The 22,522-nt window shown below is 52.5% G+C and carries 23 protein-coding genes and 1 riboswitch; of the genes, 19 read left to right on the top strand and 4 right to left on the bottom strand.

Annotation, left to right across the window (positions count from 1 at the left end; genetic code table 11):
* Window positions 1-4: 4 nt before the first annotated feature.
* From motA to Q8O77_RS17810, 18 genes are all read left to right on the top strand, one after another.
* Entirely contained in the window at window positions 5-862 is an 858-nt protein-coding gene (gene motA, locus Q8O77_RS17895; RefSeq protein ID WP_305556508.1) for a flagellar motor stator protein MotA, read from the top strand.
* Complete coding sequence (locus Q8O77_RS17890; protein ID WP_305556506.1) at window positions 862-1,863, top strand: flagellar motor protein MotB; 1,002 nt, start codon at window positions 862-864, stop codon at window positions 1,861-1,863. The genes motA and Q8O77_RS17890 overlap by 1 nt, the downstream gene beginning before the upstream one ends.
* Window positions 1,850-2,269, top strand: a complete 420-nt coding sequence (locus tag Q8O77_RS17885; RefSeq protein ID WP_305556503.1) for a PilZ domain-containing protein — start codon at window positions 1,850-1,852, stop codon at window positions 2,267-2,269. The genes Q8O77_RS17890 and Q8O77_RS17885 overlap by 14 nt, the downstream gene beginning before the upstream one ends.
* A gap of 1 nt (window position 2,270) precedes the next feature.
* A complete protein-coding gene (locus Q8O77_RS17880; protein WP_305556501.1) occupies window positions 2,271-3,140 on the top strand; it encodes a FliM/FliN family flagellar motor switch protein in 870 nt (289 codons plus the stop codon).
* 5 nt (window positions 3,141-3,145) lie between these two features.
* The gene (locus tag Q8O77_RS17875) at window positions 3,146-3,508 is read left to right on the top strand and encodes a FliM/FliN family flagellar motor switch protein (RefSeq protein ID WP_305556498.1); all 363 of its coding nucleotides are present in this window, start codon (window positions 3,146-3,148) and stop codon (window positions 3,506-3,508) included.
* A complete protein-coding gene (gene fliP / locus Q8O77_RS17870; protein WP_305556496.1) occupies window positions 3,501-4,259 on the top strand; it encodes a flagellar type III secretion system pore protein FliP in 759 nt (252 codons plus the stop codon). Before Q8O77_RS17875 ends, fliP begins: the two co-directional genes overlap by 8 nt.
* Window positions 4,256-4,525 (top strand): flagellar biosynthetic protein FliQ, encoded by a 270-nt coding sequence (locus Q8O77_RS17865; RefSeq protein WP_305556494.1) that lies wholly within the window; start codon window positions 4,256-4,258, stop codon window positions 4,523-4,525. The genes fliP and Q8O77_RS17865 overlap by 4 nt, the downstream gene beginning before the upstream one ends.
* Entirely contained in the window at window positions 4,522-5,301 is a 780-nt protein-coding gene (gene fliR / locus Q8O77_RS17860; protein ID WP_305556491.1) for a flagellar biosynthetic protein FliR, read from the top strand. Before Q8O77_RS17865 ends, fliR begins: the two co-directional genes overlap by 4 nt.
* A 3-nt stretch (window positions 5,302-5,304) precedes the next feature.
* Window positions 5,305-6,456 (top strand): flagellar biosynthesis protein FlhB, encoded by a 1,152-nt coding sequence (gene flhB, locus Q8O77_RS17855; protein WP_305556489.1) that lies wholly within the window; start codon window positions 5,305-5,307, stop codon window positions 6,454-6,456.
* A gap of 3 nt (window positions 6,457-6,459) precedes the next feature.
* Complete coding sequence (gene flhA, locus Q8O77_RS17850) at window positions 6,460-8,532, top strand: flagellar biosynthesis protein FlhA (RefSeq protein WP_305556487.1); 2,073 nt, start codon at window positions 6,460-6,462, stop codon at window positions 8,530-8,532.
* Window positions 8,533-8,870: 338 nt separating this feature from the next.
* Window positions 8,871-8,965, top strand: a riboswitch (cyclic di-GMP riboswitch).
* A gap of 149 nt (window positions 8,966-9,114) precedes the next feature.
* Window positions 9,115-9,987, top strand: a complete 873-nt coding sequence (locus Q8O77_RS17845) for an OmpA family protein (protein ID WP_305556485.1) — start codon at window positions 9,115-9,117, stop codon at window positions 9,985-9,987.
* Window positions 9,987-11,303 carry a sigma-54 dependent transcriptional regulator gene (locus tag Q8O77_RS17840; RefSeq protein ID WP_305556483.1) on the top strand — a complete coding sequence of 439 codons (1,317 nt, stop codon included), beginning with the start codon at window positions 9,987-9,989 and terminating at the stop codon, window positions 11,301-11,303. The genes Q8O77_RS17845 and Q8O77_RS17840 overlap by 1 nt, the downstream gene beginning before the upstream one ends.
* A gap of 11 nt (window positions 11,304-11,314) precedes the next feature.
* A complete protein-coding gene (locus Q8O77_RS17835) occupies window positions 11,315-11,632 on the top strand; it encodes a flagellar hook-basal body complex protein FliE (protein WP_305556481.1) in 318 nt (105 codons plus the stop codon).
* 10 nt (window positions 11,633-11,642) lie between these two features.
* The gene (gene fliF / locus Q8O77_RS17830; protein WP_305556479.1) at window positions 11,643-13,376 is read left to right on the top strand and encodes a flagellar basal-body MS-ring/collar protein FliF; all 1,734 of its coding nucleotides are present in this window, start codon (window positions 11,643-11,645) and stop codon (window positions 13,374-13,376) included.
* Window positions 13,357-14,376, top strand: coding sequence for a FliG C-terminal domain-containing protein (locus tag Q8O77_RS17825; RefSeq protein ID WP_305556477.1), 1,020 nt, complete (start codon window positions 13,357-13,359; stop codon window positions 14,374-14,376). Before fliF ends, Q8O77_RS17825 begins: the two co-directional genes overlap by 20 nt.
* Window positions 14,377-14,379: 3 nt before the next feature.
* Complete coding sequence (locus tag Q8O77_RS17820) at window positions 14,380-15,018, top strand: FliH/SctL family protein (RefSeq protein ID WP_305556474.1); 639 nt, start codon at window positions 14,380-14,382, stop codon at window positions 15,016-15,018.
* Window positions 15,005-16,333 carry a FliI/YscN family ATPase gene (locus Q8O77_RS17815; RefSeq protein WP_305556471.1) on the top strand — a complete coding sequence of 443 codons (1,329 nt, stop codon included), beginning with the start codon at window positions 15,005-15,007 and terminating at the stop codon, window positions 16,331-16,333. Before Q8O77_RS17820 ends, Q8O77_RS17815 begins: the two co-directional genes overlap by 14 nt.
* Entirely contained in the window at window positions 16,326-16,745 is a 420-nt protein-coding gene (locus tag Q8O77_RS17810; RefSeq protein ID WP_305556468.1) for a hypothetical protein, read from the top strand. Before Q8O77_RS17815 ends, Q8O77_RS17810 begins: the two co-directional genes overlap by 8 nt.
* A gap of 22 nt (window positions 16,746-16,767) precedes the next feature.
* Here Q8O77_RS17810 and Q8O77_RS17805 read toward each other — a convergent pair whose 3' ends face one another.
* The gene (locus Q8O77_RS17805) at window positions 16,768-17,469 is read right to left on the bottom strand and encodes a M15 family metallopeptidase (RefSeq protein WP_305556466.1); all 702 of its coding nucleotides are present in this window, start codon (window positions 17,467-17,469) and stop codon (window positions 16,768-16,770) included.
* Window positions 17,466-18,854: a Na+/H+ antiporter NhaC family protein gene (locus Q8O77_RS17800; protein ID WP_305556464.1), complete on the bottom strand. Its 1,389-nt coding sequence runs from the start codon at window positions 18,852-18,854 to the stop codon at window positions 17,466-17,468. Before Q8O77_RS17800 ends, Q8O77_RS17805 begins: the two co-directional genes overlap by 4 nt.
* Window positions 18,855-19,068: 214 nt before the next feature.
* Between Q8O77_RS17800 and Q8O77_RS17795 the strand changes: the two genes are divergently transcribed.
* Window positions 19,069-20,493 (top strand): M14 metallopeptidase family protein, encoded by a 1,425-nt coding sequence (locus Q8O77_RS17795; RefSeq protein ID WP_305556462.1) that lies wholly within the window; start codon window positions 19,069-19,071, stop codon window positions 20,491-20,493.
* Between the two features lie 101 nt (window positions 20,494-20,594).
* Here Q8O77_RS17795 and Q8O77_RS17790 read toward each other — a convergent pair whose 3' ends face one another.
* On the bottom strand, window positions 20,595-21,068 hold the full coding sequence (locus Q8O77_RS17790) for a hypothetical protein (protein ID WP_305556459.1): 474 nt from the start codon (window positions 21,066-21,068) through the stop codon (window positions 20,595-20,597).
* Window positions 21,069-21,076: 8 nt separating this feature from the next.
* Window positions 21,077-22,357 (bottom strand): hypothetical protein, encoded by a 1,281-nt coding sequence (locus Q8O77_RS17785; RefSeq protein ID WP_305556457.1) that lies wholly within the window; start codon window positions 22,355-22,357, stop codon window positions 21,077-21,079.
* Between the last annotated feature and the right edge of the window lie 165 nt (window positions 22,358-22,522).

Below are 22,522 nucleotides of genomic sequence, written 5' to 3'. Positions count from 1 at the left end.
AACAATGCAGAAAATTTTAGGTTTCGCCATAGTGCTGGGTGCAGTGGTAGGCGGTTATATGTTTGCCGGTGGCAACCCCGCCACTTTGTGGCAGCCGGCTGAGTTTCTGATTATTTTCGGCGCCGGCTTTGGTGCCCTGGTAGTGGGAAATTCTACCTATGTTTTAAAAGAAATGTGGGCTCAGGTGCGGTCGCAGTTTGTTAAGCAAAAAGACAGCACTGAGCTGTATCGCGAACTGCTGTTATTAATGCACACCTTGTTAGACCTGGCTAAAAGCAAAGGCCTGCGCGAACTGGACGACCATGTGGAAAACCCGCACACCAGTTCGGTTTTTCTGGCTTACCCGTTGGTGTTAGAGCACGAAGCCCTGGTGGTGTTTGTCTGTGACAACCTGCGTTTGATGAGTATGGGCAAGCTGAGTGCACACGATTTTGACAACCTGCTGGAACAGGAAATTTATACCATAGAGCTACAAAAGCTGAAGCCGTCTGCCGCCATGGCGGTGATTGCTGAAGCTATGCCGGGCTTTGGTATTTTGGCCGCAGTAGGCGGCATTATTATTACTATGCAACACCTTGACGGGCCGCTGAGCAATATCGGTTATCACGTTGCGGCCGCGTTGGTAGGTACCTTTATCGGTATTTTTGGCTGTTACTGCTTTATGGCACCGCTGAGTTCGGCGATGGAGCAGTATGTGAAAAAGCAGGTTGCCTTACTGGAATGTGTACGCGCTATTTTGGTGGCGCACGCCAAGGGCCATGTTGCCATAGTGGCGACCGACTCCGGCCGGCGCATGATCAATGAAGAACAAAAGCCATCTTTTACCACGATGGAACAGTGGATTAACGACAGGGCCGCCTGATGAACAGTACGCCGATAATAGTTAAGCGTGGTCCGCGAGCGGCTGGTAAAACCAAAGCCGGCGGCGCCTGGAAGGTAGCTTTTGCCGACTTTACCCTGGCAATGATGGCTTTTTTTATGGTGCTGTGGATTTTGGAAGTATCCAACGTGAAAGAGCGCACCGAGATTGCCAACTATATGCGCACCCATTCCATTTTTGATGGCAGCCCGCACCCGTTTGATCCGGAAAACAGCCCGTTCCCGGTGAACTTGGGCGGCACGCCATCGGTAGTGGATAAAAATTCGGCCAATATGTTGCCACCGGATAACCCCTTGCCGGGGATGGCGGAATACCTGCAGGTACCGTCCGGTGATGAGAGGCCTTTGGCCGGCAAAGGCGATAAGCTGAACTCGCTGGTAGACGGCCAGTTTGATACGCCGGAGCAGCTGAGCTTATTGCTGCAGGCATTTGAACAACTGGCCGCAGAGCAAATGGCCCAGGGCCATATTCAGTTGGATATAGTGCCGTCCGGCTTACGGGTGATTATCCGTGACAGCAAAGATCGGCAGATGTTTGTCCGTGGCCAAATCCGTATGACACCGTTTTTTGAAGATCTGCTGCTAAGCCTGGGGCCGGTGTTCGTTAAAGTGCAGAACAAACTGATTATTTCCGGCCATACCGACATTACTGCATTCAGCGGTAGCCAATACAGTAACTGGGAGTTGTCCGGTGACCGGGCGTTGCAAGCCCGCCAGGTATTGGCCGCCGGTGGTATGCCGGTGCAGCGCGTAGCCCAGGTGGCGGCATTTTCTGCTACGCGGCCACTGAACGAAGCAGACCAGGGCAGCAGTGAAAACCGCCGCATTGAACTGCTGATTTTAACCAGCGCCGCCGAAGCGGAGCTGAACCAACTGTTTTCCCCTGACAATAATAATAACGCCGTACAGCAAGCTGCCCGTGAAGCACAACGTAATCAACCGGTCGGCCGCTCAGGCGTACAGGTGCAAGATGCCATTAACTAAGCCGGATATTTCGCGCAAGTATTTGCGTTGGTACTTCTGTACCGCTAACGAGCCACATGAAAGCCAAACCAAAGGTGTGCCGGTAAAGCTGTTGCAAACCGGCTTGTTTGGCAGCCAGATTTGTTTGGCGGTGGTCAAGGATATGAGTTTGGGCGGTGCCGGCTTGTTGGCGCCGGTCAGTAAAACGGTGCCGGATCTGATTGTAGTGCAGTACGACGGGCAAACGCGGATTAAAGCCGAAGTAGTGTACCGCCGCCAGGTCAGTGACAAGTTAGTGTTTCTTGGCCTGAGTTGGTTAGATGCCAAACGCGAGCAACGACTGAATTTACTCCGTCGCTTAAGTAAAAAAGCTTACCGCGTGTCGCGAGACAGCGGTACGACACAACACGCAACAGCAGATGAATAATATGACCATACGTTCAAGCATTATCCCTGCGGCTTCGGCCACAGCTTGTCAGCCGTTTGCGCTGACGCTGGACCAACGTCGCTTCAGTAAAGCCTTACTGGCGGCGAAACAGCGGCTGCCGGAGCTGGCACAGGCGGTAGAAATTGAGTTGGGCCGGCTGCTGCACGATGTCGAGTTCAGTATTGAGATGAACCTGTGCCAGGGCACCGGGCTGGACAGCTGGCTGGCAGAGCCCGGCCGCTTGTTGTTGCAATGCCCGGTACTGGTACCGACCGACGGCTACTGTTTTTTTGCGCTGGATTTCACCGGTGTGCATCACCTGGCCGATTTAGCCCTGGGTGGCCAACTGAGCAAAGTGCTGCCAACCGAAGATAAAACTGAACTGAGCGCGTCCGAACTGCGGGTATGCGGCCGGGTGGCGCAGCGTCAGTTACTGGCAATGCAGCAGTTACTGTTTAAAGAGCAATCTGCGCTGCCGGCTACGGCAGTGAAACAGCAGTTGGAGCCGGCGAAGTTTCAGTACTTACCGTTAAAAGTGCGGCTGGTACTCGATAGCGAAGCCATCAGTTGGTACCTGTGGCTGCCGTTGGCCTTTTTTGTTGAGCAGGACGACAGCGACAGCAAGGTGCAGCTACCGGCTGTTGATGTGGCGCAATGGCCGCAGGTGCCGGTACTGTGCCGCATTGAAATGGCACGGAAAAAAGTTAGCCTGCGCCAGTTACGGGAATGCCTTGACGGCGCCGTGCTGCCGATTGAATTACACAGCGCTATGTCGCTGCAACTGAACAAAGAACGGCTGTTTTTCGGCAAAGTAGCAGAAGAAGCCAACAGCCTGGTGTTCCAAATCACTGATATCGTCACCCGGGAGTAATGACAATGAGCGACAACCTGAACAACACTAATGGCCTTGATGCGGCCCTGGCCGGGCTGGATATGATGGATATGGATGACATTTTTGAACAGGAAGGCCAGGCGGCAGCCACCAAAGCCGATGGTTTATCCATGTTCCGCGATGTGCCGTTAACGGTAACGCTGGAAGTGGCCAGTGCCGAAGTCACCTTAGGTGAGCTGAGCCGCGCCAGTGTCGGCGATGTACTGCCGCTGGAAAAAGCTGTAGGCGAGCCGCTGGATGTAAAAGTGAACGGCGTGCTGTTTGCCAAAGCCGAAGTGGTGATGGTTGATGGCAAGTACGGCCTGAAGTTTGTTAACCGTAAAGCCGTGGCGGAGCATCATGAGTAACACGCTGCTGCGCGGCCTGACATGGCTGTTGCCGCTATTTGCCCTGCTGATGCCGGCGCTGGCGTTTGGTAATGACTTAACCCTGCTGTCGGTGCGCGATGCCGACGGTGGCCAGGATTACAGCGTTAAGCTGCAAATTCTGCTGCTGATGACAGCACTGAGTTTAATCCCCGGCATGCTGATGGTGTTAACCTCTTTTACCCGCATCATTATAGTGCTGGCAATATTGCGCCAGGCGCTGGGCTTGCAGCAAAGCCCGCCAAACCGCGTGTTAATTGGCATCTCGCTGATGCTGACCTTGCTTATTATGCGTCCGGTATGGCAGGACGTGTATCAAAACGCCTTTAAGCCGTATCAGGCTGAAGAGATGACGCTGGAGCAAGCGTTAGCGCGGGCAGAGCAACCGATACGGCAATTTATGCTGGCGCAAACGCGCGAAAACGAATTACACCAGGTGCTGTTAATTGCTAAAGAGCCGACCACTATGGCGGCAGCGGATGTGCCGCTGGAAGTGTTAATGCCGGCCTTTGTGCTAAGCGAGCTGACTACCGCCTTTCAAATCGGCTTTATGCTGTTTATCCCGTTTTTAATTATCGACCTGGTGGTGGCCAGCGTGCTGATGTCGATGGGTATGATGATGTTGTCACCGCTGATCATCAGTTTACCGTTTAAGTTAATGATTTTTGTGCTGGCCGACGGCTGGTCTATGGTAGCCGGTACTCTGGCTGCCACCTTCGGAGCGTCACCATGAGTCCGGAACAGGCAACAGAGCTTATCGCCCAGGCGGTGTACACCATTATTCAGATGCTGCTGGTGCTGATTGTGCCGGGTTTGATTCTCGGCATTATAGTAGCGGTGTTTCAGGCGGCGACGTCTATTCAGGAACAAACGCTGACGTTTTTACCGCGGATGTTATTAACGCTGTTAATGGTGGTATTTGCCGGCCATTGGCTGATTAAAACCCTGCTGACCTGGTTTGCTAATTTGGCGCAGATTATCCCTGGAGTGTTCGGGTGAACTCGTTAATATCGCTGAGCAGTGGCGAGCTGATGAGCTGGATTGGCACCGTATGGTGGCCTTTTGTCCGGTTTTCAGCGCTGTTGTGGGCGATGCCGGTGTTTGATAACCCCGGGGTAACACCACGCTCGCGCATTATTCTGGCTATGTTTTTAAGCTTTCTGGTCGGCCCAACCTTGCCGGCGATGCCACAGGTAGACCCTTTTTCGCTGGATGCGATAGTGATGACCTTCGAGCAAATCGGCTTTGGCATCATGATGGGGCTGGCGGTACGTATTTTGTTTGAAGTGTTGGCACTGACCGGGCTTATTTTATCGATGCAGATGGGCTTGTCGATGGCGATGATGATGGACCCCGGTAGCGGCGATTCCACCTCTTTGTTAGGCCATTTGTTTTGGCTGATGTCGGCCTTGTTGTTTTTCTCGCTCAACGGCCATCTTGTTACGCTGGCGATCCTGGTTGACAGCTTTACGCTGTGGCCGGTAGGCAGCGGTTTGTATCAATTGAATATTACTGTGCTGCTGCAATTGTTTGGCTGGATGTTTGGCGCCGCCTTGCTGGTAGCCTTGCCGGCCGTGATTGCCATGCTGCTGGTTAACCTGACCTTTGGTGTGGCCACGCGCTCGGCACCGTCACTTAACCTGTTTGTGCTGGGTTTTCCGATGACCTTATTGCTGGGTTTTGTCTGTGTGTTTTTAACCTTAAGCCAAACCGGGCTGCAGTTTGCTACTCTGGCCAGCCATGTGCTGGAGCAGATGCGGCTGGTAATGGAGTAAGCCATGTCTGAGCAGAACAGTTCGCAGGAAAAAACCGAACAGCCAACGGAAAAACGGCTGAAAAAAGCCCGTAAGGACGGCCAGGTCGCGCGCTCGAAGGAGCTCAATACCGCGGTGTTGTTAATGCTGGGCGTGGGCGGTTTGCTGTGGTTCGCCCAGTTACTGTTTACCTTGTTTATGCAGCTGATGCAAAGCAGCATGCAGCTGAACAAAGAGATGCTGGCAAACAATAAGCTGATGCCGCTGGCTATCGGCCAGGCCTTTCTGGATATGCTTAGCGCCATGCTGCCGTTTCTGCTGTTATTATTTTTGGCGATGTGGATTATCGGAGCCATGCCGGGCGGCTTTATTTTTTCCGGCTCTTTGGCCGCACCGAAGTTTAATAAGTTAAATCCGCTAACCGGATTGGCGCGGATGTTTAGTGCCAATGCGCTGGTCGAATTGGTTAAATCGATTATTAAAGTGCTGTTGCTGGGCGGCTGTTTATACGGTTTTCTCAGCCAGCTCTGGACGCGGATGCTGTTTTTACAACGGCTGGATTTAACCACCGCTTTGCAGGAAGGTTTTGCCCTGCTGGCGCTGAGTTTAATGATTACCGTCACCTTGTTGTTGCTGGTAGCGGCGATAGATGTGCCGTATCAGCAGTACACCATCTCGTCTAAAGTGAAGATGACCAAGCAGGAAGTAAAAGAAGAGCGTAAATCGTCTGACGGCAGCCCCGAGATTAAAGGCCGTATCCGCCAAATCCAGTTTCAGATGGCCAACCGCAAAATTGAAGAGCGGGTGCCCAAAGCCGATGTCATTGTGATGAACCCGACACACTATGCGGTGGCGATCCGCTACAGCGAAAAAGATGCCAGAGCACCCTATGTGGTGGCCAAGGGTATAGATGAGATGGCGCTGCGGATTAAAGCCGTAGGCCAGCGTCATCAGATAGAAATATTGGAAGTTCCGGTACTGGCGCGGGCCATTTATTACTCCACCCGCGTCGACCAGGAAGTACCAAAAGGTTTATACACGGCGGTAGCTTACGTGCTGACTTACGTTATGCAGTTAAAAGCTTACAAGAATGGCCGTGGCCAGCAACCGGCGCCGTTACCGGCGTTGGAGATCCCGAAAAGTTTGTTAGACCAAGCTAATGTCCGAGGTAGTTAAACAGTGAACTGGCGTACTTTTACCCAACCCTATACCGCAATTCCCGTATTGCTGCTGGCTATTTTGGCGATGGTGGTATTGCCACTGCCGGCCTGGATGCTGGATGCGTTGTTTACCTTTAACATAGTGCTGTCGGTGATCGTACTGCTGGTGGCGGTATCGAGTAAAAAGCCGCTGGACTTCTCGGTGTTCCCCACGGTATTGCTGGTGGCTACCTTAATGCGGTTAACGCTGAATATTGCCTCCACCCGGGTGGTGTTGCTGCATGGCCATGAAGGCTCGGACGTGGCCGGCCGCGTGATCCAGGCCTTTGGTGAAGTGGTTATTGGCGGCAACTATGTTGTCGGTATGGTGGTGTTTATTATTCTGATGGTGATCAACTTTGTGGTGATCACCAAAGGTGGCGAACGTATTTCTGAAGTTGCCGCCCGTTTTACTCTCGATGCCTTACCCGGCAAGCAGATGGCGATAGATGCCGACTTAAACGCCGGCTTAATTGGCCCGGAGCAAGCCAAAGAGCGGCGCAGTGAAGTGTCGCGCGAAGCTGATTTTTACGGTTCGATGGACGGTGCTTCCAAGTTTGTCCGTGGTGATGCTATTGCCGGGTTAATTATTCTGGTGATTAACCTGCTTGGCGGTATCAGCATAGGGGTGTTCCAGCATGGCCTGAGCATGGGCGAAGCCTTCCAGCGCTTTGCGCTGTTAACCATAGGTGATGGCTTAGTAGCCCAAATTCCGTCGTTGCTGCTGGCCGTTGCCGCCGCCATTATCGTCACACGGATGAACGATGAAGGCGAAATGTCAGACGAAGTGGGCCGGCAGTTGCTGGCGTCACCGAGGGTACTGCTGACCACCGGCGGTATTATGCTGATACTGGGCCTGGTGCCGGGTATGCCCGGACTGGCGTTTATCGGCTTTGGCTTACCGTTGGTGTATGTTGCCTGGCGCTTGCAACAGCGGGTTGATAAAGGTGATTTGGCCGAAGCTGAGCTGCTGACCGAGAGCATAGCGCAAACGCCGTCGGCGCTGCGCTGGGAAGATATTCCGCATGTTGACCGCATTTCTATCGAATTGGGTTTCCGGCTGGTGTATCTGGCCGATAAAGACAAAGGCGAAGAGCTGGTGCAAACCCTGCGTGGTATTCGCAAAACCTTGTCGGAGCAAAGCGGCTTTTTATTACCGGAAGTGCGGGTGCGCGACAATTTGCAGCTTAACCCGCAAGAGTACCGTATTAAGTTAGCCGGGGTGCCGCTGGCTACCGGCCGGTTAAATCCGCAGCAATTGCTGGCACTGAATACCGGCGATATTTATGGTCAGTTAGACGGTGAGATCACGCGGGACCCGGCCTATGGCCTGGAAGCGGTGTGGATAGATAACAACAGCCGGGCCAAAGCGTTGAATTTAGGTTATTCAGTGGTGGATCTGGCCACTGTAATTGCTACCCATGCCGGTAAAGTGATTAAAGAGCATTTATCTGAGCTGTTTGTATATGAAGATGTAAAACAGCTGAACAAGCGGCTGGCTACTGTAGCACCGGTATTGGCTGAGGCACTGGATAAAGCGCTGACCGCCACAGTACAGCTCAAAGTGTATCGCCTGTTACTGCGCGAGCAGGTCAGCCTGGGCGATATTTTGAGCATCGCCAGCACCTTGCTCGACAGCAGTGAAGTGACCAAAGATCCTATCTTACTAACATCGGATGTGCGCTGTGCCTTGCAACGCGCCTTAGTGCGGCAGATCAGCGGCGATAAAGAAGAGCTGAGCGCCTTTACGCTGGATGAAAAGCTGGAGCAAACCTTACAAAGTGCACTGAACCAGGCGATGCAGGCCGGTAAAGTAGCACTGGACAGTTTTCCGGTGGCACCTAACCTGTTAAGCCAGTTCCAGCGCAATATGCCGCTGATCAGCAGCCAGATGCAGCAGCAGGGCTTAACGCCGGCGCTGGTCGTGGTGCCGCAGTTACGGCCATTGTTGGCCCGCTATGCGCGTACTTTTACGCAGAACTCGCTGGCGGTGTTGTCGTATAACGAAATTCCGGAAACGGTGCGGGTAAATGTGATTGGTGCTCTGGGCTAATTGCAGCTGACAAGCAAGCGCAGCGTTGGCGGATCCGGCTACAGCTGTCATGTTGATGTAACAGGCTGTAGCTAATATACAGCGGATATAAAGGGCTCTGTTTAGATAGTTGTGCAGTTAATTGTACATAGTTAGTCAAAAATCAGCCTGGCTGGTCAGAGCAGTTGTAAGTGTAATGTAACGATTGGCGCAAAAATATGCAGTTGCAAGTTGATGATCCTAAAGATCTAATAAGATCTTGTGAAAAAAGATGCTTGCCTTGCAGTGCTAATTTAGTTATCTTTTAATTTATTCAGTTTCAGTTCATAAATAGCATAGCTTTTTATGAACAGGTTAAGACAATTAAAAGGCAAACTGCACCGAAAGGGCAGGACGCAAAGCCTCCGGTCTACGACGTTTTGTTAAAAAACGCTACGATAGCGGGGTTGCATTAGCTTAGCGGCATCCTTCGGGTATGCCTCTGCCTGCACGGCTGTCCGTGTCAGAACAGAGCGCTTTCTATGCGGTTTTCCTTTTATTTTCTTCAACTTTTGGTGTTACTGCCCGGCAGTAACGGTTGTGGTTAATTAAAAGGATATTGATGTGTCATTGTTATCTCTGAGTCTCTGGCTTAGTGCCTCTGCCGCCGGCGGTGCACTGGCGGCTGCGTTGCTGGTGCAACCGGCAGAACAGGCAGACTGGCAGTTGCACAGCAGCGCTTTTCATTGTCGGTTACAGCAGGTGGTTAATGGCGTGGGTGATGTCAGCTTTCTGGCAGAACCGGGCCATTCACTGCGCTTGGATCTGGCATTAGCCCAACCTTACTATGCCTTAGCGCAAGCCAATGTGGCCGCCCGACCTGCCGATTGGCAACCCGGCGCCGCGACAGCCACAGCAGATTTCCCCTACAGCGCCGAGCTATATCACGATAGCAAAGTAAGCTTTATCGCAGGTGCCTTGCCTTTACTACAGCAAATTCAGTTTGGTAACTGGCTGCAATTTGAGCTGAGTGACAAACAACATAAGCAACAAATACTGCTTACCAGTGTCAGCGGTTCCGGCGCGGTTGAGCAGTTTCGTGGCTGTGTGGCACAAATGTCACCGTTATCCTGGCAACAGGCCAGAGACAGTGAAATTCAGTTTGCTGATGGCCAGCGCACCCTGACACGGCAACAGCTGCCACAGCTGCAAAAACTGGCGCGCTATCTGCAACTGGATAGCTCTGTCAGCAAAATTCTTATTGATGGTCATACCGATGATGTCGGCACTGTATTGGCTAACCGCCTGCTGTCGCAGGAGAGGGCTGATGAAGTTGCCGCGCAGTTAATTGAGTTGGGCGTGAGTGCGTCTAAGTTAGAAATCCGTGCTCATGGTAACCGTTATCCGCTGTTGAACAGCCAGGGTAAGCCGGAGCAAGCTAACCGCCGCGTATCAGTGCGGTTAGTCCGTAGCGGCACTCAGCAGGAGGCCGAATAATGAAAAATGCTGCTTATGTACTGTGGATAGCGCCGCAACAGCCTGATGCTGAAGTACGCCAATGTATCCAAAGCGAAGGTTATCAGCTGCTGCACACTGCCGATGTTACCGGGATTGTCGGCCTGTGCCATGACTACCAACCGGCGCTGGCCTTTATTGACTGCGACCTGCCGCAAATGGCGTTACCGGACCTGGTTAGCCTGGTGTGCCGCAAGCTGCCGGCAGCGCAAATTATCAGTATGGTCGGTAACGATCAAAGCGCGTTGGCGTCCGATACCTTACAAAGCGGCGCAATTGATTATTTACTAAAGCCTTTTTTCTGCTCGCAGTTAAAAACTTCAATCCGTAATGCCAGTGCGATGAGCCGCGGCTTAAAAGATTTGGTAGCGGTATCGCACGCCAGCCGGCAGATCCTGCAGTTGGCTAACCGCGCTGCGCAAACCGAAGCCAGCGTGCTGATCCTCGGTGAGTCGGGCACCGGCAAAGAGCGGCTGGCGCAGTTTATTCATCAGGCCTCAGATCGTGCTGACAAGCCGTTTATTGCCGTGAACTGTGCCGCTATTCCGGAGCATATGCTGGAGGCCATGTTATTTGGCCACAACAAAGGTGCTTTTACCGGTGCGGTAAACCAACAGATTGGTAAGTTTGAAGCGGCCAACGGCGGCACTATTTTGCTCGATGAAATATCTGAGTTGCCACTGGCGCTGCAGGCCAAATTGCTGCGGGTATTGCAGGAGCGTGAAGTAGAACGACTGGGCAGCAACAGCCGCATTAAGCTGGATATTCGCGTGATTGCTGCCAGCAACAAGAACCTGCGCAGCCAGGTAGAGCAAGGCCAGTTCCGCGAAGATTTATTCTACCGGCTGGATGTGTTGCCACTGAGCTGGCCGGCGCTGCGCGAGCGGCGCGACGATATTTTGCCACTGGCAGAGTTCTTTATTAATAAGTACGGCAACGGCAAATACCGCTTAAGCCGTGGTGCGGCCGATGTGATGTTGCAATACAACTGGCCGGGCAATGTACGCGAGCTGGAAAACATTATGCAGCGTGCTTTAGTGATGGCGCGTGGTATTGAACTGCAAATAGCCGATTTAAATTTACCGCAGTGCCACCCGCAAGCGGCGGCAATTTGCGCCAGCTTGCTCAAGCAAAGTAAGAAAGATGCCGAATTTGATTACATTTTAAATGTACTGAATAAGTTTAACGGCCACCGTACCCGCACGGCGCAGGCGTTGGGTGTCAGCACCCGCGCTTTGCGTTACAAAATAGCTGCCATGCGCGAGCATGGTGTCGACATAGACGCATTAGCTTCTTAAGGATAACCAGTATGATTTCACCAATAGACAGTCAGAGCCAGATGCTGCAAATGATGACCCGGATGCAACAGGTTGCCGGCAGCGAACAGATTGCTCCGGCCAGCAACGATAGCGGCATCAGCAGTGATTTTAGCCAGGTTATCCGCTCGGTGAACCAGCAGCAAAATATCTCTGCCGATCTGATGACGGCAGTCGATACCGGCCGTAGTGACGATGTGGTTGGCGCCATGGTAGCCAGCCAGAAAGCGGATTTAAGTTTCTCCATGCTGATGCAGGTACGCAACAAGGTACTGAGCGGCATTGATGACGTGATGCGAATGTCACTGTAAGGACAATGCAATGAAAGGCGAAGTGGTTAAAACTATGCCCCCGGTCAGTATCGAGGGCAACTTTCGGGAGAAAGTCATTAATTTGTCTAACCGGTTCAGCTGGTTACCGGGCGGTGATCGCAGCATAGCGTCTATTGCGCTGCTGGCAACCCTGGTGGCGGCGACTATAGTGCTGATCCTGTGGACCTCGGCAAAAAACTATGTGCCGTTGTATGGCAACCAGGAGCACTACGACAAAGCCGGTATTCTGGAGATCCTGGATAAAGAAAAGGTGGCGTTTCGTATCGACACCGACAGCGGCAACATTATGGTGCCGCAAGACCGTTTAGCGGATGCGCGTATTACGCTGGCCGCGCGCGGCATTAAAGCGGCGATGCCGGAAGGGCTGTCAACCATAGGTGAAAAAGTCACTATGGGTACCAGCCAGTTTATGGAGTCTATGCAGTACCAGCATGCGCTGGAAGGTGAGCTGGCCCGCACCATTATTACCATGGACGGCATTCGCAACAGCCGCGTGCATTTGGCAGTGCCAAAACGCAATTTATTTGTTGGCCGCCAGGAAGAGAAATCTGCCGCTTCAGTGATGGTTGATTTAGCCCCGGGCTACGAGCTAAAGCCAAACCAGGTAGAAGCCATTGTCAGCCTGATTGCCGGCAGTGTGCCGGGTTTAGACCCGCGCAAAATATCGGTAGTGGACCAGCGCGGTAAACTGCTGACCGGTGAATTGTACGACGAGACACCGGTAGGTAAAGAAACCGATAAAAAGCTGGCCTTTGTGCAAAAGCTGGAACGCAATATCGAACAGCGCGCTTCTATTATGCTGTTGCCGATTTTAGGTGATGGTAACTACCGCATTCAGGTGTCATCAGATGTTGATTTCAGTGTGGTAGAAGAAACCCGCGAGGCAATAGACCCGGACTCTGTGGTGCGGTCTGAATCCATCAAAACCGATACCATGCTGGACCAACTGGCGATGGGTATTCCGGGCGCATTGGCCAACCAACCACCGTTACCGGCCGATCAACAAGCCGAAGACAATAATCAGCGTACCTCAGAGCGCAATGAAAGCAGCCGGCAGTTTGATAGCGGCCGTGCCGTTACCCACACGCGGTTTGAAGTGGGCCGGTTAAAGTCGATGAGTGTGTCGGTACTGGTAAACGAAGGTGCTGCCGGTGACGCCGGCTGGACTCAGGCGCAATTGCAGCAACTGGGTGACATGGTCAAAACCGCCACCGGCTTTCAGGCTGAGCGCGGCGATCAGTTTAATATCACCAGCTTTGGTTTTGTTGCGGCCGCGCCGGTTGGTGCACCGCTGGCCGGCTTGCCATGGTGGCAACTGCCGGAAGTCAAAGAGTATGCCCGTTACCTGTTTGCCAGCTTAATTGGTTTGGCGTTGATCCTGTTTGGTGTGCGGCCGCTGGTTAATCACCTGGTTAGCGGCAAAAAGCAGCGCGCTGCAGAGCCGGATGCGCTGTATGGCGAAGATAGCGATGCCGCGGTAGCCGCGCTGTCAGCGCAAAGCACAACTAAGCGCAGTGCTGATGCAGATGACATTGTCGCTGCAGACAGCAGCGCCATGCCGCAGCCGGGCTTTAATGCCATTAATTTACCCCAGGTTGGCTCTGAGTTTGCCGAGCAAATTACGCATATGCAGCTGTTAGCCAGCAAAGAATCTGAGCGGGTAACGGCAGTGATTAAATATTGGGTAGAGCGGGGAGTCAGCATTGAATCAACTAAGGTCTGAAGCCGGCCGCACCATTACCGACCTGGATCGGGCGGCCATTTTGTTGCTGAGCATGGGCGAAGAGAACGCCGCCGGCATCATTAAAAAATTAAACCGGCAGGAGGTAAAGGCGCTGTCTGAGCGGATGGCAAAAATTGCCAATGTTACCCAGGACGATGTCGCGCTGATCCTGCAGGATTTTTTTGACTGCTACCGCAACGAAAGCGGCGTTAGTGGTGCATCGCGGGTTTATCTGGAGCGGGCACTGGACCGGGCCGTAGGCCGCAAACTAGCGCGCGGCATGCTGGACGATATCTACGGCGGCGCCCTGGCCGATGACATTCGCCGGCTGGAATGGGTACCGGCAGAACTGCTGGCGCGCTTTTTAGAGCAGGAACATATTCAGATGCAGGCCTTGCTGCTGGCGTTTTTACCGGCAGAGCAGGCATCCGCGGTTATTTCGTTGTTTCCCAAGCAGAAGCATGACGACATTTTGTACCGTATTGCCAGCCTGCGCGAAGTCAGCGAGCACGTGATGGACGATTTACGCCACACGTTGGAAGCCTGTATTGCCTTTGTTGGCGAGCAGGTAGGCGCCCGGGTTAACGGCGTGGAAAAAGTGGCGGAAATCATGAACCGTTACAGCGGTAATAAAGCCGAGATTATGGATTTGTTAAAGCAGCACAATGCGGTAACGGCCGAAGCGGTACAGGACAAAATGTACGATTTTGGCTCGCTGGCACGGCAAAGCGAAGATGTACTGGCTTATCTGCTGAACGAAATTCCGGACGAGCTCTGGGTAGTGGCATTAAAAGGCTGCGAGCCGGAACTGCTGAACAACATTATGGCTGCGTTACCAAAACGTCTGGCCCAGGTTTACCGCCAGCAAATTGAAGGCACCAAGGCGCAAACCGTCACCAAGGTAGAATCAGCCCGCGCTGAGATTATGCAAATGATCCGCCAGATGATGGCCAAAGGTGAAGTGGACTACCGCTTATACGAAGAGGCGACCCTGGGGTAATTTATGGCGGACCCGTATCGTTTTCCCGGTGTACAGCGTGATCTGTCACAGCAGAGCATTGAACAGCAACTGCAGCTGGCGTATGAGCGTGGCTTAACGGATGGCAAGCGGCTGGGCGCTGAAGAGGGCAAACAACAGGCGCAGCAACTTGCTCAGCAGCAAGCGCAGGCCGGGGCCGAAGAACAGTTAAAGCAGGCGGTACGCGCATTGCGCCAGCAGTTTGAGCAGCAGTTAACGCAGTTACAGCAGCAACTGACCGGGCAACAGCAGCAACAGGAACAACAATTGGCGCTGGGTGTATTCGAGCTGGTAAGCCAACTGGCACAAAGCACGCTGGAAGCCGAACTCAGCTTGCAGCCAGCGCATTTGCAGCAGGCGGTCAACAGCCTGCTACCGCTGCTGCAGGTTAATGAGCAGATAAGCGCAGTGCGCTTAGCGCCACAAGACTGGGCAGTGTGGCAACAGTTAGATGTTATCGCGCTGGGCGAAGTGCAACTCCAGGCAGACCACGGCCTGGCACCGGGTAGTGCAGCCTTTGTTGGCGCGGCGCAACTGCATCTGGTGGATTTTCGCCAGCGTTTAACCGCCATGTTGCCGCAGGTGCAACAGCAATTACAGGCCGCCGACGATGTCAGTGCTTAAGCGTCTGCAGCAGGCGGCAGAGCAACTGCAGCCCGGCCCGCTGTGCCAGAGCTTTGGCACCCTGGTGCGGGTAAACGGCATGATCTTAACCGTGGCCGGTGGCCAGTACACGCTGGGCCAGCGTTATCAGGTGGAAGGTCACAATGGCCGCTGGATTGAAGCCGAAGTCGTCGGCTTTGATCGCGACCAGGCGTTTTTAATGCCGTTAACGGATGCCAGCGCCCTGACCACCGGCGCCAAAGTGCGGCCGTTAACCCATGATCAGGCGTTAACCGTGAGCCATGCCTTACTCGGCCGCGTGGTGGATGGCTTAATGCAGCCGCTGGATGGTGGTCCGGCCTTAGTCAAAGGTGAGCATATTTCCGCGCAACTGGCGGCGGTGAATCCAATGCAGAAAAAAGGCGTTACCACGCCGCTGGATGTCGGTATTAAAGCCATCAACGGCTTATTTACTGTCGGCCGGGGCCAGCGGCTGGGGCTATTTGCCGGCTCCGGCGTGGGTAAAAGTAAACTGCTTGGCATGATGACACGCTTTACTGCGGCAGACGTGGTGATAGTTGGCCTGGTAGGCGAGCGCGGCTGGGAAGTAAAAGATTTTATAGAACACAGCCTGGGCCCGGATGGCATGAAAAAAGCCATAGTGGTAGCGGCACCGGCGGATCAATCACCGCTGCTGCGGATGCGCAGTGCAGAGCTGGCGCACCGTTTGGCCGCCTGGTTTCGTGACCAGGGCCTGCATGTGTTGTTACTGGTTGACTCGCTAACCCGCTATGCTCAGGCGCAACGCGAAATTGCGCTGTCGGTCGGCGAGCCGCCGGCCACCCGCGGTTATCCGCCGTCGGTGTTCAGCAAGTTAACCCAGTTAGTAGAGCGTGCCGGCAACAGCAATGACAGCAGTGGCAGCATGACCGCCATTTATACCGTACTGGCCGAAGGTGACGATCAGCAGGACCCGATAGCCGACGCTGCCCGCGCTATTTTAGACGGCCACGTGGTATTAAGCCGCGAGCTGGCCGAGCGTGGCCATTATCCGGCGATTGATATCGGCGCTTCTATCAGCCGGGTGATGCCGAATATTGTCTCTGAGCAGCAGCTGAAAAGCTGTTACAGCTTAAAGCGCTTGTATAGCCGTTATCAGCAGGTGCAGGAGCTGATCCCGCTTGGCGCTTACCAGGCCGGGCGTGATACCGAGCTGGACAGGGCGGTAGCGCTGTATCCGAAAATTGAGCAATTTCTTTGTCAGGGCTTAAATCAGCAAGTTGATTTTGCCGAAACCGAACAACAGTTAGCAACTTTGGTGACGCAGCATGCTTAAAAAATATCTGCAAACACAACAAGATAACTTCGATGCGATGCGCAGCCGGCACAGCCGGTTGCAACAACTGGCCGGGCAGGAGCAGCAGCGCAGCCATTTACTGGCACAGCATATCGGCAGCCTGGAGAATAATCAGCAAATGCTCTGCAGTTTAAGCCTGCAGAACTTATCCGGCTTAAAGCATATTATGCATGACCTGGCAGCAGAGCAGCAGCAGCGCAGTGCGCTGGCAGAGCAGGAAGCGGCGACGCAGCAACAGGCCTGTAATAAGCAGGCTGCCTACAATCTGGCGATAGAACAGTTGCTGCAACAGCGCCAGCAGCGTCAGCAGTTACAACAGCAGCGCCGCGAACAAAAGCAACAGGACGAGTTGGCGATGCAAATGCATTTGCGCCGCCGTACCGGCAGTTAAACGGCGTTACGTTGGCCGGGCGTTAGCGCACAATAAAATCAAAATAGCGGTCGGTGTATACCGGCGGCTGGTGGGTAAAATGCCACCATTCCATGTTGTATACCTTAAAGCCGGCTGAGTGCATCAGGCTTTCCAGCAGTTGCCGGTTGGCCTGTTGCGCTGCGCTGATGCCGGGCGCGCCCACGTTAGATACCGGGTCAAACATATCAAAGGGTGAGCCCATATCAAGCGGCCGCCAGTTGCCACTGTTATCTTGCGCTGCCAGGGTTAAATCTATAGTGCTGCCACGGCTGTGGCCGGACTTTTCGGCAATATATTCGCCCACCAGTTTATCTTTGCCCAGGTTAGGGTAGTACTGCGCTTTAGTGCCGGTATCGCTTAAATCACCGGCCCAGCGCATAAAATGGTTTACCGCCCGCTGTGGCCGGTAACAATCAAAAATCCACAACGTATAGCCTTGAGCCGCAGCGGCTTGCTGTACCTGTACCAGCGCCTGAGCCGCATTCTGTTGCAGATAGCATTTATTCGCTTCATAACCGTCTACTTTACTGCCAACAAAATTCTCTGAAGCAAGGTAGGCCATACGCACCTGAGCCTGCGGCACCAGGGTGGCAATATCAATAAAATCAGCCGGAACTTCTGACGCCGGTGTTGGTGTAACCGTTGCTGGTGTTACAGCCGCGCAACCGCTTAGCAGCAGGGCCGTTAGTGGTAATATTTTCATATCATCAGCACTCCGGCCAGCAGGAATGCCAGCAGCGCCAACACACCGCAAAACAGCGCATAGGGTAGCTGGGTTTTTACGTGTTCGAGTAAGTCGCAGCCGGAGGCGACTGAGCTGACCGCGGTGCTGTCGGATATTGGTGAGCAGTGATCGCCGAACACGCCGCCGCTTAAAATGGCGGCCAGCACCAACGAAGGCGGCAGGCCGAGCAGCTCAACCATCGGCATGCCGATGGGGATCAAAATAGCAAAGGTGCCCCAACTGGTGCCGGTGGTAAAGGAAATCAGCGCGCCGGCCAAAAACAGCAAGGCCGGGATCAACACCAGCGGCAGGCTGTCATTAACAATAGACGCAATAAAAGTGCCGGTGCCCAGCAGTTTTAAACTGCTGCCCAGCGCCAGCGATAACAGCACTATGGTAACCAGCGGCAGCAGTTCGCTCATACCTTTAAAGCCGATATCCACCAGTTGCTGATGTTTAAAACGTTTGCTCAGTAACATCATGCAATAGGCGACTAAACAGGCCAGCGTAGTGGCATACAGCACCGATTGCGAACCGGAGCCTTCTACCAGCCGGCCATTACCGGTCATCAGCATAAAGCCCAGCATCGACGCTACCAGGGTTAGCAGCGGCACCAGCATAAAAGACGGATGGCTGGGTTTAACGTCAATTTCGGTATGGGCGGCCAGCGTATGCAGTTGTTGTTCGGAATTACGCATCGGGCCATACACCTTGCCGGTTATAATGGTGTACAACACTACTGTTAGCGTAAACAACGCATAAAAGTTCAGCGGTATAGTGCCAATCAGCACCGATACCGCGTTATCGCCCAATGAGTAAGTGCTAAGCAGGCCCAGAATATAAGCGCCCCAGCCGTTAAGCAGAATAATGATGCAGATAGGCGCGCTGGTACTGTCGATAATATAGGCCAGCCGGGCGCGGCTCATTTTAAACTTGTCGAATAAACCGCGTGAGCTGATACCGGCAGTAAGCGAGCTGAGGTTAGATTCAATAAAAGTCACTGAGCTGATAAAGAAGGTCAGCAAACCGGCCTGACGCGGCGTTTTGGCAATGCCTTTTTCCACCAGCATTTTTACTGTGGCCGACACGCCGCCGGAGTCGCGCATATAGGCCAGCAAGCCGCCGACTAACAAGGAAAACATTAAAATACGGGCGTTATCACCGTCTTTGGTCACCGCCACTATGCGCTCCAGCGTGTTAATGCTGCCATCGAGCAGCAAACCCGGGCCTGCGCCACCGGCCTGCAAAAAAATCAGTAATTCCGCACTGCATAATGACAGCAATAGCGCGAGGATCACTTCTTTGCGCCACAGTACGATGATAATGGCTACCAGCGCCGGTACCAGGGTTAACCAATCAGCCAAAATGGCCTCCTGTTATTATTATTGTTTGCGTTACAGCTGAATAATTTATACCGGTTGTCAGGTTTTGCCGCAAGCCTTGCTGTCGCTTTTGCGATAAAGCGGCGCTTGCGTTGGATGGGGCCGGCAACAGGTTTGGCCGTGGCTGAATAACTTGCTTTTGTTAACAAAGTTGCGCCATGCTTAGTCACACAAGATGTTAGCGTAAAGGTGCAGTATGCAGCGCATAGTAATCTGGTTTCTGGCCGGTTTCTTCAGTTTATCCACGGTGGTACAAGCAATGACATTCAGCAGTTTATCGGCACAGCAGTATAACAACATTAAACAAGCCGGGCTGGATAAGCTGCAACTGGTGCACAGCGACATTGCCCCTGTGCTGCAACAGCATCAGCAAAATCCGTTATTCCGCTTTACCCGGGCCGGCGAGTCGGCGCAAGGTACGGCCATTTGGCAAATTGATATTGGCCGCGGGCCGGTAAAAATACTGGCCTGGTCGCAAATGCACGGTGATGAATCTACCGCCACTGCCGCCTTGATGGATTTGCTGAATTTTATTGCTGCTGAGCAAAACCGCAGCTGGCGCGAAAAATGGTTAAGCAAGGTAACACTGCGGCTGTTGCCGATGGTTAACCCGGATGGTGCGGCCGCGCATTCACGCTTTAACAGTATGGGCATTGATATTAACCGTGACGCCAAAGCCTTACAGACGCCGGAAGGGCGCGTGCTGATGCAGGTGGCCAAAGCATTTAAACCGGATTTTGGCTTAAACCTGCACGACCAAAACCGCTTTTATACCGTTGGCGACAGCGCCAAACCTGCGACTATTTCACTGCTGGCACCGGCCTTTAACGAGGCAAAAGATATTGATGCCGCGCGTAAAAAAGCCATGCAGCTTATTGGTGACATGCGCGATCTGCTGGAAACTGAATTACCGGGCTACCTGGCAAAGTACGATGATACCTTTTCCTGGCGCTCTTTTGGCGATACCTTCGCCGGCATGGGCATCAGTACGGTATTAATTGAATCCGGCGGCCACCCACTCGACGATACCCGCCAGGTGGCACGGCGGCTGAATACCCAACTGCTGATAATGAGCATTGAAAGTATTGGCAGTGGCGCCTATCAGCAACAGCCGCTCAGCGCCTATCAGGCAATACCTTTTAACCGCGATGACGGCATTAAAGATTTGCTGCTGGATAATATTAGCCTTAATGTAAACGGCAATCAGGCGCTGATTGATGTAGCGCTGGATTTGGATATCGACGGCAACCGCCGGGCGCGTATTCGTGATATCGGCGATCTATCTATTTATGCTGCCTACCACAAATTTGACGCCGGCGGCCTGCAGTATCAGGCGGCCAAAGCCTACGCGCTAACCAAACCGCTCACGCTGGATAACGCCGGCTACCTGGCGCTGCTGCGCGAAGGCTACAGCCACTTCAGCGGTGACGAGAGCCTGCTAAGCAACCACAGCGATTTACCGCTGTTAGTTAATCCACAAGGTTTAACCGGGCCAACCCCGGCCCGATACCGCAACGCTACTTTTTTGCTGGCCAATGACCAGGGCGTGCAAATAGCCGTATTAAACGGCCAATTGCTGGATTTACGCAGCGGCAAGTTACTACAGCCGGCGAAGATTTAAGACGAATAGGCGGCAATAACGTTATCTGCCGCCGTTATCCGGGATTTGTAGTCAATGAGCTGGTCAGAGTTAACCCAGTCCGGCAGTAACTAAAACTAACATTAATTAGCACCTAATCGTTCAAACAATGGCAATAATACCTTCTCGACACGCTCGTCAGTTATTTGAAACTCTTGTGGCCAGGAAGATAAGATGTGAGACTTTCGGGACTTGTTTACGATCTTAAACCCCGATTTGTCGTAGTTACCGGCATTCATACTTCTACCGATAATAATTTCTTCATTGTTAAAATGCGCCATGCACCGATGCTGGTCTTTAGGTAAACCTCCTTCAGAAGGTAACTTCCAAAACCCGTTTAAAATAGTGTCTTTAAGCCAACTCAAAGCAGACAGTGGTAGTTCGGTCTGATACTCGGTATTTCTAATTTTCCCACGGGAAATCTCATAAATTATCAGCAACTTGTCGCTACAGAAATACTTAACTTCTTTGCTACCTGTTTCATCGAGTAATTCGTTACCCAAAAATTTGTACAATGCCATTTCAGTTGCATTGTTTAAAAGATTTATGTCTTTCATGATGCTAATTATTTCCCTGAAAGCTTAATTGCTTTAACTGATTTACGAGACTCCAGTTCTCTAAGAGACTCCGGTTTGTGTTGAATTTCCAACACTTCCAGTGCTCCTGGCGAGCCTTTCTTGCTATATCTTTCAGTCAGTCCGTCACCTGTAAATACTTCCCAAGCGCCTATTTCTGATAGGATTTTTTGCCGAGCTATAAATTTATCCTGCTCAGCCTTGTCAGAAAAATACTCGGATGCAAATCTCTCGGCTTCCTTTGTTTCGAACGTATCGCGCCAATCCTGTCCGTTACCAACCACATCTTTATTAAATGCATCCCAGTGTGCTCTAAACTCTTCGGAATATTCTGGCGTCATGACTTGTTCAATCAATTCAGGCCTGATGTCGCCAGAAAATTCATCTTTTAGTTTTGACTGCATATTGTCGAAAGTTGGCACAAATGTATCTGGCCCATCGGTCAAATAATTCTCTCCGCGGTCGACGATATATAGAGTGTACTCTTTGTTTGGATCGTATTTAGTACCAAATAGATCAGCAATCAAAGCTGGGTCGGTATCAGCACGCTCAATCATATCAAAAGTCGACATCCATAAAGGATGGCGACCAGATGAGCGCATATGTCCGATAGGTTTATCAATAGAGTCTGCTGAAGGACTAAAGCGCACCATGAAACGGTCATTTGGTAATGTTCCCGCTGCAGCCATAGCGCGAAGCTCAGCATCTGAGTACTTAGGCACATAACCGTTAACGGCTAAATCGTCAGCGGCCTTTTTCAGCAAAGTTTCGCAATCTTCCAAACTCTGCGGCGGGCTGGCAGGTTTCTTAGCTGGCGGGCTTTTCGCCTCATGCGTTGCTGCTTTGGCTGTTGTGGTTTCCTCTGGCGCTGCGCCACCGCCTGGTTTGGCCGTTCTGGTTACCGGTGCAGGAGCGGTGCCAGCGCCGCCGGTTTCTGCGGCTAAGCCGCCTTCGCCTATGCCGTTATCTTCCGGTGGCTGGCCCCAGCCTTCGGTGAGTTGCCAGATGCGCATTTCATCGGCGGCGAACATTTTTATTAACGCATCGCGTAGTTGGAAATTGCTTAGTTTGGATAAATCAAACTGCCACGGCTTGGCGTGTTGATACATTTGCGCCCAAATTGCACGGTGGTTCCAATGCGGTTCCAGGTCGTGCAGAAAATAGCGGCCAAACTGCATATCTTTTACTTCACTGAGGCAATCTTCACCCAAATCAGCGTAAGCCAGTAAACAATTACTGCACAAATAGGTTTTGCCCCATTTGTCTGCCAATATTACGCCGTCGTAGTGTCTGTCCAGCATCCTGCCACCTTCTCAGTACCGAAAAGTTTAAAAACTCAGAAAATAAGGATTCTATCGCCGGTAAATATATTGTCAATTTAATGCTGCATATATTGATTTTTTTATTATTGTTTTGCTGTTTGCAGCAGTAATTAC

This window comes from Rheinheimera sp., assembly GCF_030690345.1.
Classification (GTDB): domain Bacteria; phylum Pseudomonadota; class Gammaproteobacteria; order Enterobacterales; family Alteromonadaceae; genus Alishewanella.
Note: the sequence above shows the minus strand (reverse complement) of the source record. Positions and strands in the feature narration are given on the sequence as shown.

What these genes read in the sequence shown, in the direction of transcription:
- motA (WP_305556508.1), top strand. Translation starts at nt 5, where the DNA reads ATGCAGAAAATTTTAGGTTTCGCCATAGTGCTGGGTGCAGTGGTAGGC.
- Q8O77_RS17890 (WP_305556506.1), top strand. Translation starts at nt 862, where the DNA reads ATGAACAGTACGCCGATAATAGTTAAGCGTGGTCCGCGAGCGGCTGGT.
- Q8O77_RS17885 (WP_305556503.1), top strand. Translation starts at nt 1,850, where the DNA reads ATGCCATTAACTAAGCCGGATATTTCGCGCAAGTATTTGCGTTGGTAC.
- Q8O77_RS17880 (WP_305556501.1), top strand. Translation starts at nt 2,271, where the DNA reads ATGACCATACGTTCAAGCATTATCCCTGCGGCTTCGGCCACAGCTTGT.
- Q8O77_RS17875 (WP_305556498.1), top strand. Translation starts at nt 3,146, where the DNA reads ATGAGCGACAACCTGAACAACACTAATGGCCTTGATGCGGCCCTGGCC.
- fliP (WP_305556496.1), top strand. Translation starts at nt 3,501, where the DNA reads ATGAGTAACACGCTGCTGCGCGGCCTGACATGGCTGTTGCCGCTATTT.
- Q8O77_RS17865 (WP_305556494.1), top strand. Translation starts at nt 4,256, where the DNA reads ATGAGTCCGGAACAGGCAACAGAGCTTATCGCCCAGGCGGTGTACACC.
- flhB (WP_305556489.1), top strand. Translation starts at nt 5,305, where the DNA reads ATGTCTGAGCAGAACAGTTCGCAGGAAAAAACCGAACAGCCAACGGAA.
- Q8O77_RS17840 (WP_305556483.1), top strand. Translation starts at nt 9,987, where the DNA reads ATGAAAAATGCTGCTTATGTACTGTGGATAGCGCCGCAACAGCCTGAT.
- Q8O77_RS17835 (WP_305556481.1), top strand. Translation starts at nt 11,315, where the DNA reads ATGATTTCACCAATAGACAGTCAGAGCCAGATGCTGCAAATGATGACC.
- fliF (WP_305556479.1), top strand. Translation starts at nt 11,643, where the DNA reads ATGAAAGGCGAAGTGGTTAAAACTATGCCCCCGGTCAGTATCGAGGGC.
- Q8O77_RS17820 (WP_305556474.1), top strand. Translation starts at nt 14,380, where the DNA reads ATGGCGGACCCGTATCGTTTTCCCGGTGTACAGCGTGATCTGTCACAG.
- Q8O77_RS17815 (WP_305556471.1), top strand. Translation starts at nt 15,005, where the DNA reads ATGTCAGTGCTTAAGCGTCTGCAGCAGGCGGCAGAGCAACTGCAGCCC.
- Q8O77_RS17810 (WP_305556468.1), top strand. Translation starts at nt 16,326, where the DNA reads ATGCTTAAAAAATATCTGCAAACACAACAAGATAACTTCGATGCGATG.
- Q8O77_RS17805 (WP_305556466.1), bottom strand. Translation starts at nt 17,469, where the DNA reads ATGAAAATATTACCACTAACGGCCCTGCTGCTAAGCGGTTGCGCGGCT.
- Q8O77_RS17795 (WP_305556462.1), top strand. Translation starts at nt 19,069, where the DNA reads ATGCAGCGCATAGTAATCTGGTTTCTGGCCGGTTTCTTCAGTTTATCC.
- Q8O77_RS17790 (WP_305556459.1), bottom strand. Translation starts at nt 21,068, where the DNA reads ATGAAAGACATAAATCTTTTAAACAATGCAACTGAAATGGCATTGTAC.